This is a genomic window from Pleurocapsa sp. FMAR1, from assembly GCF_963665995.1.
In the GTDB taxonomy this organism is placed as follows: Bacteria; Cyanobacteriota; Cyanobacteriia; order Cyanobacteriales; family Xenococcaceae; genus Waterburya.
In genome coordinates this window covers 2,927,573-2,945,258 of record NZ_OY762512.1, presented here as the reverse complement: position 1 = coordinate 2,945,258, position 17,686 = coordinate 2,927,573, and the positions used below count along the sequence as shown (strand labels likewise).

The following is a 17,686-nucleotide window of genomic DNA, read 5'->3' as shown; positions in this document are numbered from 1 at the left end:
ATTTATCTAAACACTTGATTTCTAGCTTTAGTTGTCAAAACTCATTCAAGATAAATAGTATGTTCAAATCAAGTAAAAACTCTGAGAAAAAAATACTAATTACCCTTAGTTCTCTTTGTGCAGAAGGTACTCCTATTTTAGTTTTAGAGATGTGTCGCTGGTGGCTCAAATGGAAAATACATCCTAAAATAGTAATTTTAAACAATCAACCTACAGACTTGAGTAGTGAATTTAAACAATTAGGTATAGATGTTGAAAATATAAATTTACCGTCAAAGGGCTATTGGCGTTACGGTCAGTTGGTAGCAGCTTTTTACAAGATTACTAAACAATTTAAACCCGATGGTTTTTTATCGATGCCATTAGGCTGGCATACTTTTATGGCTTATGGGGTTCGTTTGGCTGGAGTAAAAAAAATTGTGGCTCATGTAGGTAATTATCCTCCTTACTGGACAAACAGTGCTTTTCGCAAATTTAGAATGGAAATTCAATTGGGTCGACCTGTAACCAATAAGTTGATCTGCTGTAGTGACTATGTTCGTGAAGGTGTAGTCAAACATTTTAATGTAGGAAATTTAGAGGCCGTCACTGTTTATAATGGTTGTCCCATCGAAGAGATTGCCCAACGAGCAGAGATCAAACGCCAGCAAAAGTCAGAACAACCTTTTGTAATTGGTATGGTGGCTCGTTTGGAAAGACACAAAGATCAACCGACACTAATAAAAGCAGCTCGTATCTTGAAAGAAAAAGGTATTAGTTTTGTTGTTCAATTGGTCGGCGAAGGTAGCCGTCGCGTTGAATATGAGAAGCTCATTAAACATGAGGGAGTTGAAGACTGCGTTCAACTTTTAGGAATGCGTCGAGATATCCCTGAATTGTTGGGTCAAACGGACGTTTTTGTTTTTTCGGCTAAACCAGATGAAGGTTTGGGCATTGCTTTAATTGAAGCAATGGCTGCCGAGGTAGCAATAGTTGCAACAGATGTAGGAGCTTGTCGAGAAGTATTAGAACAGGGCAATATAGGTTATTTAGTGACAGCGCAAGATCCCGAAGCTTTAGCTGATGCGATCGCCCAAGTAATGAAACATCCAGAAGCAGCCCAAATTAAAGTCAAGCAAGCCAAGCAAAAAGTTTTAAACGAATTTTCTATAGAGAATATGGCAAAGCAATATATTAGTTATTTGAATTTAGTGTAATGGTTATTAATCAATCTATTTCCTTAGAAAAACCATTAGTCAAACAATCTCCTATTGTCATTCATGTGATTAATGGTATGGCTTTTGGAGGTATTGAAAATATCTGTCTTGAGATCATTAAAAATTCTCCTCCCGATGCCAAAAATGTCTTGCTTTACCTGGACTCAGAGCGTACAGAGATGTTGCCATTGTTCAAGGAGATACCCAATTTAACAATTATCAATCAAGACTACAAAAGCGATCGCCGTTTGCCATTTATATTCAATCTAGCTCTCAAATTTCGAGAGATTAAACCTCAGGCAATTTTGCTGCACGTTTTTGGCTTACATCTTTTTGTCGGTTTAGCTGCTCGTATAGCTCGAGTGCCTAAGATTATGGTTTGCCCTGGTAATCCAGTGCCAGAAAAAGATCTCTCAAGACTGAAAGTTTGGAAAAATATTGTTTTATTTTCTAGGTTACTTAAAATTCCCATCCATTCTTGTTCTCAAACAGTACACAATTCTCTACAAGTGTTAACCAAGCTTCCTCGCAATTCCTATCCCATTAACTATGGTTGCGATGTCAAAGCCATAGCTGCTAGAGCCGAAAAGAGTAGACAACAACGTTCGACTAATTCACCTAAAGTTATTGGTATGGTAGCTCGTTTGAATACCATCAAAGATCATCAAACTTTGATTGCAGCTTTTAACTTAGTTCATCGGCAATTTGCTGATACACAATTGTGGTTGATAGGAGATGGAGAACAAAAAGAGACATTACAAAATTTAGTTGACGAGCTAAACTTGAGCGAGCAAGTAATTTTCTGGGGCGATCGCTCTGATATTCCAGAATTACTAGGACAAATGGATATTTATGCTTTTAGTACTACTGAGGAAGAAGGTTTTGGAATCGCTTTAATTGAAGCAATGGCTGCCAAGCTTCCTATAGTAGCTAGTAATGCTTCAGCTTGTTGTGAAGTTCTAGGACAGGGTAAAGCTGGAGCTTTAATCGAGCAGGGTGATGCAAAAGCATTAGCAACAGCTTTAGGAAATTTTCTGGCTTCTGAAGAGAAAAGACGCGAGTGGGGCAATAAGGCTTATCAATATGCTGCAACTAATCACAATATTCAACAATGTGCGGATAAATGGTATTCAATTTTGCTAGGTAATTAGAAAATGTTGACAGTAAGTTTGGACAGTTTTATCTTTGCAGATTAATGACGATTTAATTACCCACAACAACAATCGCTAAGTAACAAAGCTATGGTGAATCAAAATGATAAATCTTAAATTTGCACAAGAGGTTGGATATGGTCAATATTTCTATCGTACATTTTTAAGACAATTTTATAAAAGAATTATTCGTCAGAATCATAAAATTCAACTTCCTAATGGAAATACAATGAATCTGCCTATAAATAGTAGATTTGCTAGCGAAATTTTTGTAACCAACTGTAATGTTGATTGGGGGAGCGAACAGATATTAATTGAAAATCTTGAATCCGATCAAGTTTTTTTAGATGTAGGTGCAAATATCGGATATTATTCTTTACTCACTGCTAATCATGTTAATAAAGTTTATGCTTTTGAACCAGATGAGAGAAACTTAAAGTTATTACATAGAAATATAGAAAACATTAACAATATTGAAATAATTAATCAACCAGTATATTCTCAAGTCCCAGAAATACAGTTTGACACAGGAGATTGCTCGGAGGTAAGTCATATAGTTGTCAATCCCAACACTACCAGAAACTCTCAATCAGTTAAATTAACTACAACTACATTAGACAATTTCGCAGATTGTAATCAAGGATTATCTATAACTGGAATCAAAATAGACGTTGAAGGTGCTGACTTTGATGTATTGTTGGGAGCTGGTAAATTAATTGAACGACATTCGCCTTTAATTATAGCTGAGTTTTTTAATCTTAAACATGAATTGTTTGAATATATTGATAATTTTAAATATGAGGTATTTGCATTTACTAAGCCACTATTAAACATAAAAAATAGCCTGCACAAATTTAAATTTATAAAATTACTAAAAGTAATAAAGATAAATACCGCTATAAGATGATCTTTTTAGTTCCTCCTCGCTTACAAAGTATTTTTTCGAACTATACACAGAATTAAGGTTATTTTAAGATGATAAAGACCGAGCAAAAAGTTTTGACTTTAATTGGTGATCCCAACCAAATTAACACCTGGAGTAACATTCCGTACTTTTTTCTTAAGGCTTCACAAAAAGAAAGATTCCTAGATTATGGTCTAGCTCTAAATCCTAAAAAACTGAGCTTACTACGGATAATTTGGAATTTGATTACATGGCTACATACGAGAGAAAAAGGAGGATTTCAATATTCTAAAGTATTTCTCAAGCAGCTTTTTGCACAAGCTGATATTGAAGAAAATACTGAATTTATTAGTCATTTTCCTTTACTACCTCCCAATCCTTGGTTAGAAAAATGGCAGGTTAATTATTATATTGATGCTACTTTAAAGCAAAATTTTGATGATTATGGACTTGCATCAATAGTTGCTGCCAAAGTTAGAAAAATAGCTTTAGCAACAGAGAAAAATAATTACCTTCAAGCTAAGAGAATTATCTGCATGAGTCGAGAGGCAGCCAATTCTATTATTAAAGATTACAATATACCTGCCAATAAAGTTTATGTGATTACTGGTGGGGCTAATTTAGATGAAGAACGTCTATCTAAAGCCGATCTTGATGCTCAATCAAACCCTGTGAATTTCAAACCTTTGCGACTAGGATTTATTGGTAAAGATTGGCAACGAAAAGGACTACCTTTCCTGTTAGAAATTGCCGATGTCTTAGATAGTCGAAATATTCCAGTAGAAGTAATTGCAGTTGGTTCTAAAGTTCAGGAATTACCTAAGCACAAACTATTAAAACCGATGGGATTTATTAATAAATTTAAGGATATGGATAAATTCATTCAATTGGTACGTTCTTGCCATTTTGGGTGTCTATTTTCTTCTGCTGAAGCATTTGGAATATCTAACTTAGAATGTCTCAGATTAGGAGTACCAGTAGTTGCTAATCGAGTAGGTGGAATTCCCGATACGATTCCAGAAGGGTTGGGTTTTTTATTTGAGCCAAGTAGTTCGCCAGAAACGGTGGCAGATTTCCTTGAATCTTTTGTTGATAACCCAATTTCTTATCAAGAACTTCGGCAACAAGTTATTGCTCGCGCTGAAGAATTTTCGTGGGCTAATACCGTTCATAAATTTGTCCAAGTCTGGCAAGGTTCAAAGGAGTTTTTGTATGACCCAATCTCAGCCAAGTAAATCATCGTTGCGTTTTGTCGTGCTTCAGATGGGAGCGCGAATGCACTATGCAGTCCCAGTTTTATTGGCAAGAGCTAATATGCTGGAACATTTATATACAGATATATGCGGAAACATTGGATTTACCAAAATTCTAGATTTGATCTTACCTATTTTTTCCCGTCCTAAAGCCATTAAACGTTTATTAGGTCGTCAGCTGCCTTCAGAAGTTTCTCGTTCATCTGTTACTAGTGTTCCTCTTACTACTATTTTTAAAAGTATCTTAAATTTGCTGCCTCAAGCAAGCAGAACTATTTTTCCAGTCATTAATATCGAAAACAAACTTAGACAACAGATTGTCAAAGATCGATTTCATGATGCCAATGCTATTTATACTTTTATTAATTCAGATTTAGAGCTAGTTCGTCAAGCTAAAGAAGCAGGTTTGTCAGTTGTTTACGAGCAAATAATTAATCCCAGCGTCGGTCGTATCCTCAGAGAGGAAAGAGCTTTATTTCCAGGTATAGAAGCACAAGATTCAGAGGAAAAAGTAGAAAATGGCATTGTCAGAGATCGCCAACAGTGGGAAATATCAGATCTGATACTATCAGCCTCCCAGTTTGTCACAGATGAAATAACTAATTTGGGGGGCGATCCTAAGCGCATTGCTCTAGTACCTTATGGTATCGATCGCAGTTGGTTTACCCATCAATCCCAACCCCAGCTTGGACACATTCTGTTTGTTGGTTCGGTAGGTTTACGTAAAGGGAATCATTATTTGGCAGAAGCGACTAGAATTTTGCAGCAGCGTCAGGTTAAACATCAAGTTCGTGTTGTTGGTCCATACGATCGAGATGTAATTAACAGACCCGAATTTCAAGGACCAGATTATATAGGTCAAGTACCACGCTCAGAAGTAGTTCAAGAGTTTCTGGGCGCTGACATTTTTGTGTTACCTACCCTATCCGAAAGCTTTGGATTAGTTCACTTAGAGGCTATGGCTTGCGGTCTACCTGTGATTACTACTCCCAACTGTGGTTCGGTAGTCAGAGATGGTATTGATGGATTTATCGTTCCCATTCGCGATGCTCAGACTTTAGCAGCTCGTATTGAACAACTATTGAGCGATCGCAACCTACGCAATGAAATGTCTGGTAATGCTCGTCAACGCGCTCAAGAATTTACCTGGGAAAAATATGGCGATCGCATTTTGAGTGCTATTCAGACTCTAGAAAATAAATAATTTATGTCATTAACTCTATTTTTAATACTTACATTGTCCATTGGAATAATTGCTGTAGGAAGTATTTATTTTGCTTACCGTCGCAGTCGTGATTCTTTTCATCCAGCGATTTATTTAGGATTAATGCTTTTTTGTCTTTACTGCTATATTCCTTTAAATCTGCTTCGTTCTAGTCCTCAAGAGCTATTATATTTTTTGTCCCCACAACAATTAGAACATGTTCAAGTTCTAAATCTTATAGGCACCGTTAGTCTTTTGGCAGGAGTTTTTTTTGCAGACAAGAAGATTAATCTCTTTCGTTACGCCAAGCAGACTTGGACATTATCTCCAGTAATTAGATCCCGTATTCAGACTGGGGCAATATTTTGTGGCATTGTCGGTATTCTTGCCTATACAGCTGGAATATTAAGCGCGGGTGGCTTTGGTGCTGCCTATGGCGATTCTTATGGTGGAGGATGGTCTACTTCTGGTTATGTCAGAGAAGGTATGTTACTTACCTTACCAGCCCTCTTATGGATAATGACAGCCCGTATTCAACAACGTTTAACAACTGAAGATTGGTTTTGGATTTTTGTTTTCACCATGCCTTTGCTTTTTCAGGGATTGCTTGGTGCAAGAAGGGGTCCTACGGCAATGATTTTGATTTCTTTAGTTATGGGTTGGCACTTGATTAAAATGCGTCGCCCGAATTTGTGGAAGACCATTGGGGGGGCTATAGCTTTAGGAATGTTGATGCTGTTTTTAGTGACCAATCGCAACAATATTTATTTAGGCTCTGATTTTAAGTTTGAAAACTCGGCAAGTAATTATTTAACTCAAGCTGGCACTGGTAACGAATTTATTTATGGCTCTGGAGCAATTTTAGATGCCGATGCTAAGGGCAAGTATTTTTGGGGCAAACGATATTTTACTATCTTTTTTATCAGACCAATTCCTCGACAATTCTGGCCCACAAAATATGAGGATGCTGCCAACTTTTTCGACATTCCTAATCTAGACAATTCTAATTTGGGAACTGGTGCTGCGGGTTTGTCAGACACAATGGGTTGGAGCGGAGCTTACGGGGCGGCTCCTGGAATAATTGCCGATATGTGGCTAGAGTTTTATTGGTTTTATACAGTGGCATTATTTCTGATTGGTTGGCTGTATGGTATGGCATGGCGTAAAGTCATAACCTATAGCGGACTGTGGATTCCTACCTACACCATCATGACGGCTCTATCTGTTTATTTAGTAATGCAAACCTTTGAAGCAATGGCTTTTCGCTTCTTATTTACTAGTGCTGCCAGTTGGCTAATCTGGCGTTTCAGTATTGATGGTCAAAGTCAGAAAAACATTGTCCCGTCCCACAAATATCAACAATATTCTGTTCATGAACACAAATAAGATAATGCCGATCGCGTTGATTCATAATCAGTTTGGACCTTATCATATTGCCAGAGCCAAAGTTTTACAAAAAATCTATCCTGGTATAGTTAGCTTGATTCAGTTGGCTGACCAGGAATTACAAAGAGAATGGACTGTAGATGAAGAAATTCTCGAAATTTTTACCGTTATTAACGGTGCTTTAGAAACTCTTAGTCCTAAGATTATTGCCGATAAGTTAGTTAAATATTTAGCAAAGCTCAAGCCAGCAGTAGTAATCATTGCAGGATATAGTCATCTAGCAATGCGGACAGCAACTAAGTGGGCAAAGCAAAATGGTGTCAAAACGATCTTGCTGTCTGATTCTCAATCTTTAGATCGACCCCGTAATTTTATCAAGGAGAGTTTAAAAGGCTGGTGGATCACAAACAACTTTGATGCTGCTTTTGTAGCTGGTGCTAGTGCTGCATCTTACCTGAGTAATTTGGGCTTTCGGCGCGATCGCATTTGGCGATGTTATGACGTAGTAGATAACCAATATTTGACCACCAATGCTGTTGTAGCAAGAGATCTAGCTGAAATACGTCAAAAGCTAAATTTACCAGAGCATTTCTTTCTTTATGTAGGTCGATTTTCGGCTGAAAAAAATTTGCTGCGACTAATCAAAGCATTCCATCTTTATCAACAACAAAACCGCAATAATTGGTCGTTGGTCATGGTAGGAAATGGTTCTCAACATCCAGAATTAAAAGATACAGTTACTCGCTTAGGCATTAAAAATGTAGTTTGGACTGGATTTAAACAAATTTCCGAATTACCTGCCTATTATGGTTTGGCTTCAGCTTTAATTCTGCCAAGCATTAGTGAACCCTGGGGTCTAGTAGTTAATGAAGCGATGGCTTGCAGTTTGCCTATTTTAATTAGCGATCGCTGTGGTTGTTTACTAGATTTGGTTTTCCCTGGCATTAATGGTTATGTTTTCAATCCTTTCAAAATCGCCAGCATTAAAGCTGGATTAGAGTATTTAAGCTCTCAATCTCAGCATAAGTTATCTAAAATGGCTGATGCTTCTGGTCAAATTATTGCTAATTATACTCCAGAAACTTGGGCAACTTCTTTAGTAGATTGCATAGAAGTTTTAAATTTAAATTGATTACCGACTAGATTATTTTTTAATAGCCTTGGCAAAATATAAACATGAAAATTTTGGCGATCGCACCTTACATTAGTTCGGTTTATGGTGGCACTTCTAAAATGGTCTTGGAGCTAGTTACTACCCTGGCTAAATTTAATCTAGATGTGGATTTAATTACCACTAATGCTAATTATCATGACTCTGTTTGCGATCAATGGATAATAACAGGTAATCATCGTATTCGCTATTTTCGTTGCTGGCATAAAGATGACCTGATCATTAGTCCTAGTTTGGTTAACTGGCTATTTCATAACATTTTTAATTATGATTTAGTTCACACTCATACTTTATTTTCTCCTTTAATTTCTGTAGCTCACGGCATCTGTCAACTACATAAAAAACCTTATATCATTACGCCTCATGGAATGTTAGAGCCTTGGGCGCTATCCTATAAAGCTAAAAAAAAGCGCATTTACTATCATTTGATTGAAAAACCAGCACTACAAAAAGCTCATGCTATTCACACTTTAGTTGCTTCTGAAGCCAATAATATTAAGTCATTAGGAATTAAATCAACCTCAGCTATTCTGCCTAATGGTATTCATAGTCAGGAATTTCTTAAGCAAACTAATCCTAATATCCTTTATCAGCAATATCCAGATACGAAAAACAAAACTTTAATTCTTTTTCTCGGTCGCATTGACCCCAAAAAAGGCTTAGATATCTTAGCATCTGCCTTCGGCAAAATATATCGTCAATTTCCTAATACTCATCTAGTTGTTGCAGGACCAGATAGTATTAATTATTTACCACAGGTAAAAAGTTTCTTTGCTGAAAATGACTGTATAGAAGCTGTTACTTTTACGGGAATGCTAACAGGTGAAATGAAAAAATCTGCCCTGTCAGCAGCTAATTTATACGTTGCTCCTTCCTATTCTGAAGGCTTTAGTATGTCGGTATTAGAAGGAATGGCATCAGGATTGCCCTGTGTAATCACTACAGGCTGCAATTTTCCCGAAGCTGCACAGGCTCAAGCTGCCAAGGTAGTTGATATTGATGCAGAGGCGATCGCATCTGCCATAATTGATTGTTTAAACTATCCTCAACAAGCAAAAATTATGGGCGATCGCGCTAAAGAGTTTATTTTTCAAAACTATACCTGGGATATTGTGGCACAAAAACTAATTCAAACTTATCAAAATGTTCTGGTCGAAGCCCACACTCAGCAAAATAAAGTTTTTCCAGTCAAAATGTAATTTGCTAATTTCTTAGCAAGCGATCGCAAGTCAACTAATTATTATGATTCTAAGAGTACAAATCGCTTCAGCAATAGTTAATGCCAATGCTAGATTAGTCGATGCCTATTATTAATATTTATAGATGCAATTGAAATACAAAGGCAAGACTAGGTTTTATTTTTTTATCTGTAGCCTGACTCTAGTTTTACTGCTAATATTTAGCATACCCTTAAAGTTAGCGATCGCCAGTTATCAAAAGCCCTTCCCCCAGGCAATTTTAACTCTCGGTGGTGGACATCAAAGAGAAGTATTCACCGCAGAATTTGCTCAATCACATCCTCATTTGCCTATTTGGGTTTCTAGTGGCAGCGAAGAAATTAGAGCCAGAGAAATCTTCTACACAGCAGGAGTGGATAATCGTTCAGTCTATCTAGATCGCCGTGCTACAGATACTGTAACTAACTTTACTACTTTAGTTGCCGATTTTAAAAAAAGACGTTTTAAGCATATTTACTTAATTACTTCCGATTTTCATATGCCTAGAGCAAAAGCGATCGCTTTTATAGTTTTAGGTAGCCAGGGAATTACCTTCACTCCCGTCTCAGTAGCCACTAACCGAAAGCCTGAGCCAAAGATCAAGATTGTTCGTGATCTAGGACGCTCTATTATTTGGATTTTTACCAAACACACAGGCTCTAGTTTGAATCCCGAAAAAAGCTTTTACTAACTGAAATCAGCGATTTATAAAATTGGCATTGCCGATCTGAAACATGATTTAGCCGCACCAAGCTTAGCTAAGGCGTACACACATCTTCTGATCGACTCCAAAATACTTAATCTAGCCCCCCTAGCCCCCCAATTCTGGGGGTAACAAGAATTCAAAGTCCCCCACCATTGGGGGAATTAGGGGGCAGTAATAAATTTGAAATTATAAATTCATGTCTTAATTCAGCGACTCATAAAGTTAATTCTTATTTTAGCGATCGCTTGAAAAACTATTGTCAGTCATCAGGGAAAACACCGTAAATTAAATTATTTTCTCTCTTTTACGTGCATTTTTTGAGTTTTATACTGATGCCACTTTCGATCGGCAAGATTAATTTATAAGAAGTGAAGATGGTGTGATCTAGATCGGACAATCTATGCGATCGCACTACCAATACTTTATCGATCGACTGTAATCAAAACAATATTCAAAGTCAGCATCTCAAATTATTAGATTAATTAATCTAACTGGGCAACCTATAAATTTTATTTCTATCTCTATTACTCAAGAAACACAGTAATAACCAAGATTTTATGATTAATAATACTGCGATTTGCGATAGCATAGCCGAAGGCATCGCACCAAAGGTTAAAAATACTTTTACGTCTGCTCAACAAATTGTCTTCATTGATCGAGTAGAAGACTATCAACTGCTGGCTAATGGTGTAATGCCAGGAATAGAAGTAGTTGTTTTAGAAAGCGATCGCAATGGCATCGAGCAAATCACAGAAGTTCTCAGCCAAAGAAACAATTTCACCTCAATACACCTAGTTTCTCATGGTTCTCCTGGCTGCTTATATCTCGGTAATACTCAACTTAATCTTGATACCCTAAGTCAATATCAAGAAGATCTAAAAACTTGGTTCTCTCTGTCCCCCAGTCTCCCAGTCTCCCAGTCTCCCCGTCCCCCAGTCCCCCAGTCTCCCCGTCCCCCAGTCCCCCAGTCCCCTAGTCTCCTCATCTACGGTTGTAACGTCGCTGCTGGCGATGCTGGCGAAGAATTTATTGAGAAGTTACACGATCTTACTGGTGCAGAAATTGCTGCGTCTACCACTCGCACTGGTAATGCTGCACTTAGTGGCGATTGGATTTTAGAGTACCAAACTGCCAAAATTACGGCAGAAAGTGTTTTTAGTCAACAGACGCAGGACTCTTATACTGGAGTATTGGCTTACATTCTGGTTGATAACAAAACTAGTGGTATTATTAACAATGCAACAACCGCTACAAGCCCTCTAGTCAGAACCTTTACCATAACTGACAACGTTACTGTCAATAACCTTACTTTAGGTTTGAATGTTACTCATGCTAGAAGGGGAGATCTTCTTTTCACCTTAACCTCTCCAGACAATACTACAGTTACGGCAATTGCGAATGGTAGCGATGCTAACACCAATTATGACCTGCTTTTGCAAGGTGGATCGGCAAACGCGATTAACGATACGAATACAGATGATATTGCCGCGCCTATTTACAGTGCCGATCGCATCGCCGCACCCACAAATCCTTTTTCAGCTTTTAATGGTAAGTCAGCCCAAGGAACTTGGACGCTTAAAATTGCCGACACTGTTCCCGCTTCAAACAATGGTACATACAACAGTAGTCGCCTGACCATTAATCTTCCTCCTACTCTAAATTTTCAAAATCCAGTTCAGGTAAATAATGGTATAGCAAATTTAGCAGCAGGATCGGTTTATCGCTTCTCTAATGTTCTTACTGGAGTTGATGCTCTAGTTACCGTTACTGCTCTTAATAACGGTGCAACTTTAGCTTCTCTCGATACTTATACTGCTCCGACTAGTTCACCAACTGGATCGCCAGAAGCATTTCAACCAACTGTTAATGCACCAACCAATACTGCCGATGCCAGTGTTGACTTTGCCTTTACCTTTGTCAATACAGGGACGAGTACTCCTACAACAGTTAGCAATTTTGTATTGAGTCCAGTAGATGTCGATGGTGCTGGTGATACTACTACTCTTAGAGAGTATGTTGATTTAAGCAATATTTCTGCTTATACTGTCGAAACTGGTAACAATCTTAATTTTACTTACAATACCAGCACACAAGTATCTCGTTTTGAGGCTAAAACTTCTGCTAATGTCGCTGGAATCGATCCTAGTGCTACCACCAATATAGCAACTGCTGAATACGGTTCGGTAACAGGCTTTAAATATAGAGCAGGTGTCTTAGATACAGGTACTACAACAGGGGGTGCGCTAGCAAGACTCTTTTCATTAGATGGTAGGGGCAGTATAGTCGATAATTATATCGATCCTGTTAGCACTCCAGTTCTCGACCTCGATGGCAACGACAGCAGTGGTGCGACAGGTGCTAATTACCAAACCACCTTCACCGAAAAAGGTAATGCCGTACCTATCGGCGATATTGACACTACCATTACCGATTCTAATGAATCCAACATCGCCTCGGCAAAAATCACCCTCACCAACCGCCAAGCCAGCGATGTATTAGCCGCAGGTAGTCTACCTACAGGTATTACCGCTAGTGCCTACGACCCAGCAATAGGGGTCATTACCCTTACCGGTTCTGCTACCCCAGCTAATTATCAAACTGCCATCAGAGCGATTACCTTTAATAACACTTCTGGCAATCCCAGCACCACTCCTCGTACTATTAATGTCACAATTAATAATGGCAAGATTGATAGTATCCCAGCTACTACCACCGTTAACGTAATCCCAGTCAACGACCCGCCCGTCTTAGATTTAGATGGCAACGATAGCAGTGGTGCCACAGGTGCCAACTATCTCACCACCTTTACTGAAAAAGGTAGTGCCGTCTCTATTGGCGATACCGATGTCAGCATTACCGACCCCGACAACACCAACATCGCCTCGGCAAAAATCACCCTCACCAATGCTCAAGCCAGCGATTTATTAGCCGCAGGTACTCTCCCAGCAGGTATCACCGCTAGCACCTACAATGCGACCACGGGAGTCATTACCCTAACTGGTTCAGCTTCTTTAGCGAATTACCAGACGGCAATTAGAGCTATCAGCTTTAACAACACCTCCAATAATCCCAACACTACTCCTCGCAAGGTCGATGTTGTAGTTAATGATGGAACAGCTAACAGCAATACTGCTACGGCAACCATTAACGTAATCCCAGTCAACGACCCGCCCGTCTTAGATTTAGATGGCAACGATAGCAGTGGTGCCACAGGTGCCAACTATCTCACCACCTTTACTGAAAAAGGTAGTGCCGTCTCTATTGGCGATACCGATGTCAGCATTACCGACCCCGACAACACCAACATCGCCTCGGCAAAAATCACCCTCACCAATGCTCAAGCCAGCGATTTATTAGCCGCAGGTACTCTCCCAGCAGGTATCACCGCTAGTACCTATAATGCGACCACGGGAGTCATTACCCTAACTGGTTCAGCTTCTTTAGCGAATTACCAGACGGCAATTAGAGCTATCAGCTTTAACAACACCTCCAATAATCCCAACACTACTCCTCGCAAGGTCGATGTTGTAGTTAATGATGGAACAGCTAACAGCAATACTGCTACGGCAACCATTAACGTAATCCCAGTCAACGACCCGCCAGTAATTGACTTAGATGCCAACGACAGCAGTGGAGCCACTGGTGCTAATTACCGAACCACCTTCAATAAAAATGGTAGTGCCGTAGCCATTGGGGATATCGATACCCTCATCACCGACCCCGATAATACCAATATCGCCTCGGCAACAATCACCCTCACCAACCGCCAAGCCAGCGATTTATTAGCCGCGGGTACTCTACCCACAGGCATCACAACTACGGGCTACAACGCGACCACAGGAGTTATTACCCTAACTGGTTCTGCGTCTCTGGCGAATTATCAGACTGCCATCCGCACCATTACTTTCAACAACACTTCTAATAATCCCAGCACCACTCCTCGCAGTGTCAATGTTGTAGTTAATGATGGTAGTGCCAACAGCAATACTGCCACGGCAACGATTAATATCAACACCCCCCCAGTAATCGACCTCGATGGCAACGACAGCAGTGGTGCTACGGGAAACAATTATCAAAATAAATTTAGCTTTAATGGTTCTGCTGTAACCATTGCTGATGCCGACACAATTATTACCGATACTGACGACACCAACCTCACCTCGGCAACCATTACCCTAACTAACCGTCCTAATGGCGCAAGCGAAGTTCTTGCGGTACTCGGTACATTACCGACTGGTATTACTGCTAGTACCTATGACTCAAACACAGGCGTAATTACCTTGACTGGCAGTGCTTCCCTTGCCAATTATCAAACTGCGATCTCTCAAATTACCTATAACAACACGGCGGGAGTAGCGGGAAGAATCACAGGCGATCGTACGATCAATGTCGTAGTTAATGATGGTAATGCTAACAGTAATACCGCTATTTCAACTATTAGCGTTAGCTTACTCAACAACAGCCCACCAGTCTTAGATTTAGATGACAACGATAGCAGTGGTGCCACAGGTGCTAACTACCAAACCACCTTCAATAAAAATGGTAGTGCCGTACCCATTGCCGACATCGATGTCAAGATTACCGATACTGATGACACCAACATCGACTCGGCAACCATCACCCTTACCAACCGCCAAGCCAGCGATTTATTAGTCGCAGGTAGCCTACCCGCAGGTATTACTGCTAGTGCCTACGACCCAGCAACAGGAGTAATTACCCTGAAGGGAGGTGCTACTCTAGCCAATTACCAAACGGCAATTCGAGCCATTACTTTTAATAACACTTCTGGCAATCCCATCACCACAGCACGTAATGTCAGTGTCGTAGTCAATGATGGTAATAATAACAGCAACACCGCCACGACCACGATTAAGATCAATACCCCACCCATCATTGACTTAGATGGCAACGACAGCAGTGGTGCTACGGGGAACAACTACCAAACCGCCTTCGCCAAAACAGGTAGTGCAGTATCTATCGCCGATAGGGATGTCAAAATCACCGACCCCGACAACACCAACATTGCCTCGGCAACAATCACCCTAACTAACCGCCAAACCAGCGACGTATTAGCAGCAGCAGGTACTCTACCTACAGGTATTACCGCTAGTGCCTACGACCCAGCAACAGGAGTCATTACCCTCTCTGGTTCTGCTTCGTTAGCGAATTACCAGACGGCAATTCGAGCTATTAGCTTTAATAACACTTCTACCAGTCCCAGTACAACTGCTCGCAAGGTCGATGTTGTAGTTAACGATGGAACAGTTAACAGCAACACCGCAACCACAACGATTTCTATTTTCGATCTTTTAAAGGGTACAAATAGTCCAGATGCTTTAACTGGTGGTACAGGTAATGATTTAATCATCGCTGGTAAAGGAGAAGATACTTTAACTGGTGGTGCAGGCAATGACATTTATTTCTTCAATGAAACAAGTGAGGGTGTTGATACTATTACAGACTTTGCAAAAGGACAAGACAAAATTGATATCAGCAATATTTTGGCTAACGAAGTTGGTTACACAGGTTCAGATCCTATTGGAGATGGTTATCTAAAGCTTGTGAGTTTGGGAGCAAGTACTATCGTGCAAATTGACTTTAACCCAGCAGATGCCGTCTATCCCAAAGATATTGCTTTCCTCGAAGGAGTTACAGGTGTTACTGCTACCGATTTCATTATTTAATTACTGGCTATTGAGAATATATTTTTAAATTTACGTTTGCCTTTTGCCCAATTAGCTTATTACAACAAATACAAATTATGTTTATCTCTATCAAAAAATTCACCCCCATTGCACTTGTTGCTAGTTTTCTTAGTTTAGGAAATTTAATTGCTGCAAATTCTGCTAATGCCTATTCGATTACTCCAGTTGTTAACAATGATTTTGAAAGCACTAATACATCATTAGATGGTAGTAATGGTTGGACAGGTATTGGCTCGACAGAAATTAGAGGTACTTATAGCGGAGTTAGCCCTTCTAACCAAGCTAACCCTAACCCTCCTAACGCTCGACAAGGTGTTATTACTACCGCTTGTCCAAGCACTGCAATAGCCAGTGGATTATGTAATCCTGCCAGAAACGACGATCCTGGGACTACTATTGGTACTTTCAATCTTCGAACACAAGACCAAATTACTGCTAGTCCTGAGTTAGCTAATTTGCAGACTCAGTTGGGTTTATCTCCTAATGCTTTTTCTATTCCCAGAAAAATTGGTAACGTTACTTACGATGGTACTGGTGGAAAACCTGCTTTGTATCGAACGCCCAAAGAAGGTTCTGCTATCTTTCAAAATATCACAATTGGTAATACTGGCAGCCCGACAAATACTCTTCTTACTTATAACTACGATTTCTTAACCAATGATGGTGCTGGAAGTTTAGGTAATAAAGATTTTGGTTTTGTCTCTATTAGTGCTATCAATGGCAATGGATATAAAGAAGTAATTCCTTTAGAAGATAGTACGGGTACAATTGCTACTGCTAGTGGTACCAATTTTTCGACTAATACCAAGCCTTACCAGTCAGGTTCTCTCCAAAGAACTTTAACTCCTGGTAATTATCGGGTTGGTTTTGGTGTAGTGGATGTAGATGGCTCTGGCTATAGCTCTGGTTTATTAATTGATAATTTTAATGCACAAGCAGTTCCCTTTGATTTTTCTCCTACTGCTGGCTTGGGCTTGGTAGCGGGTATTTTTGGCTTGTCTCGTTTGCGTCGCAAATTTCTGCGGGAAAATAATTAATCAACTCCGTCTACTTTGAAAGGCGAACCATAACAAGGCGCGATAAATAATATGAAATACGTTTAATGTGAATTAAAAATGCTTAATCCAGTTTTTGTTATAGGTAATTGATCTCTAAAAACCGTATTTATTCCTGGGGGAACTTTCCCCCAGACCCCCTGTTGGGGAGGACACGAGGGGCGAATGCATTCGCCCCCTTGTGATGTCCGTTGACGTAACGACCCTCCCCAAACCCCTTCCGTACAAGAATATAGCTGCAATATTTGTTTTACTAACTAAATTGTTGCTCTATATTTGAGCGCGGTAATCATTACCTAAAGCAAATTCTCGAACGTCTTTTATGTTCGAGCTTTTCACTAATTGAAAGTAGCAGACTTAACTCACACAAGATGTGAAGTAGTAAAGATAATGCTAGTATTGCCTCGCTATTTGTAGGCGAGCGAAGCGTTACTAGTACAGTGTTTTAATATCTCATTCAGTGAATTATTTACAGAATAAAGCCAAGTAAACTGATACTCATAACAATCCACAGCACAATCCCCTGGGCGATCGCCTTTGCCGATATTTATCTGTCTCCAGGTTCTTTTATTCAAAATATTTTACGTTATTGTAATAGCGATCGCGATATAATCTCATCGCGACTAATAAATTAGATGTAAATGATCGATGAAAATAGTTATTTCTCGAACAAAAAAGTGAGTAAACATCTTATGGGGAAGGATAACGATAAGCTAATAAATTAGAGAAAAGTTTTTT

Annotated in this window: 12 protein-coding genes; 11 read left to right on the top strand and 1 reads right to left on the bottom strand. The window is 39.4% G+C overall.

Annotated elements, in window-relative coordinates; all coding sequences use genetic code 11:
• Positions 1-59: 59 nt before the first annotated feature.
• From SLP02_RS14225 to SLP02_RS14175, 11 genes are all read left to right on the top strand, one after another.
• The gene (locus SLP02_RS14225; RefSeq protein WP_319421327.1) at positions 60-1,196 is read left to right on the top strand and encodes a glycosyltransferase; all 1,137 of its coding nucleotides are present in this window, start codon (positions 60-62) and stop codon (positions 1,194-1,196) included.
• A complete protein-coding gene (locus SLP02_RS14220) occupies positions 1,196-2,347 on the top strand; it encodes a glycosyltransferase (RefSeq protein ID WP_319421325.1) in 1,152 nt (383 codons plus the stop codon). The genes SLP02_RS14225 and SLP02_RS14220 overlap by 1 nt, the downstream gene beginning before the upstream one ends.
• 103 nt (positions 2,348-2,450) lie before the next feature.
• Positions 2,451-3,254, top strand: coding sequence for an FkbM family methyltransferase (locus SLP02_RS14215; RefSeq protein ID WP_319421324.1), 804 nt, complete (start codon positions 2,451-2,453; stop codon positions 3,252-3,254).
• A 68-nt stretch (positions 3,255-3,322) separates the two neighbouring features.
• Positions 3,323-4,486, top strand: coding sequence for a glycosyltransferase family 4 protein (locus SLP02_RS14210; protein WP_319421323.1), 1,164 nt, complete (start codon positions 3,323-3,325; stop codon positions 4,484-4,486).
• Entirely contained in the window at positions 4,464-5,708 is a 1,245-nt protein-coding gene (locus tag SLP02_RS14205) for a glycosyltransferase family 4 protein (RefSeq protein WP_319421321.1), read from the top strand. The genes SLP02_RS14210 and SLP02_RS14205 overlap by 23 nt, the downstream gene beginning before the upstream one ends.
• Before the next feature lie 3 nt (positions 5,709-5,711).
• Positions 5,712-7,094 (top strand): hypothetical protein, encoded by a 1,383-nt coding sequence (locus SLP02_RS14200; RefSeq protein WP_319421320.1) that lies wholly within the window; start codon positions 5,712-5,714, stop codon positions 7,092-7,094.
• The gene (locus SLP02_RS14195; RefSeq protein ID WP_319421319.1) at positions 7,081-8,226 is read left to right on the top strand and encodes a glycosyltransferase family 4 protein; all 1,146 of its coding nucleotides are present in this window, start codon (positions 7,081-7,083) and stop codon (positions 8,224-8,226) included. The genes SLP02_RS14200 and SLP02_RS14195 overlap by 14 nt, the downstream gene beginning before the upstream one ends.
• Positions 8,227-8,270: 44 nt before the next feature.
• Entirely contained in the window at positions 8,271-9,464 is a 1,194-nt protein-coding gene (locus SLP02_RS14190; RefSeq protein ID WP_319421317.1) for a glycosyltransferase, read from the top strand.
• 124 nt (positions 9,465-9,588) lie between these two features.
• Complete coding sequence (locus SLP02_RS14185; RefSeq protein WP_319421316.1) at positions 9,589-10,173, top strand: YdcF family protein; 585 nt, start codon at positions 9,589-9,591, stop codon at positions 10,171-10,173.
• Positions 10,174-10,745: 572 nt separating this feature from the next.
• A complete protein-coding gene (locus SLP02_RS14180; RefSeq protein WP_319421314.1) occupies positions 10,746-15,872 on the top strand; it encodes a DUF4347 domain-containing protein in 5,127 nt (1,708 codons plus the stop codon).
• Between the two features lie 77 nt (positions 15,873-15,949).
• Entirely contained in the window at positions 15,950-16,930 is a 981-nt protein-coding gene (locus tag SLP02_RS14175; protein WP_319421312.1) for a PFE-CTERM domain-containing protein, read from the top strand.
• A 425-nt stretch (positions 16,931-17,355) separates the two neighbouring features.
• On the opposite strand, the gene SLP02_RS14170 is transcribed toward SLP02_RS14175, so the two are convergent.
• A complete protein-coding gene (locus SLP02_RS14170; RefSeq protein WP_319421311.1) occupies positions 17,356-17,523 on the bottom strand; it encodes a hypothetical protein in 168 nt (55 codons plus the stop codon).
• Positions 17,524-17,686 lie beyond the last annotated feature (163 nt).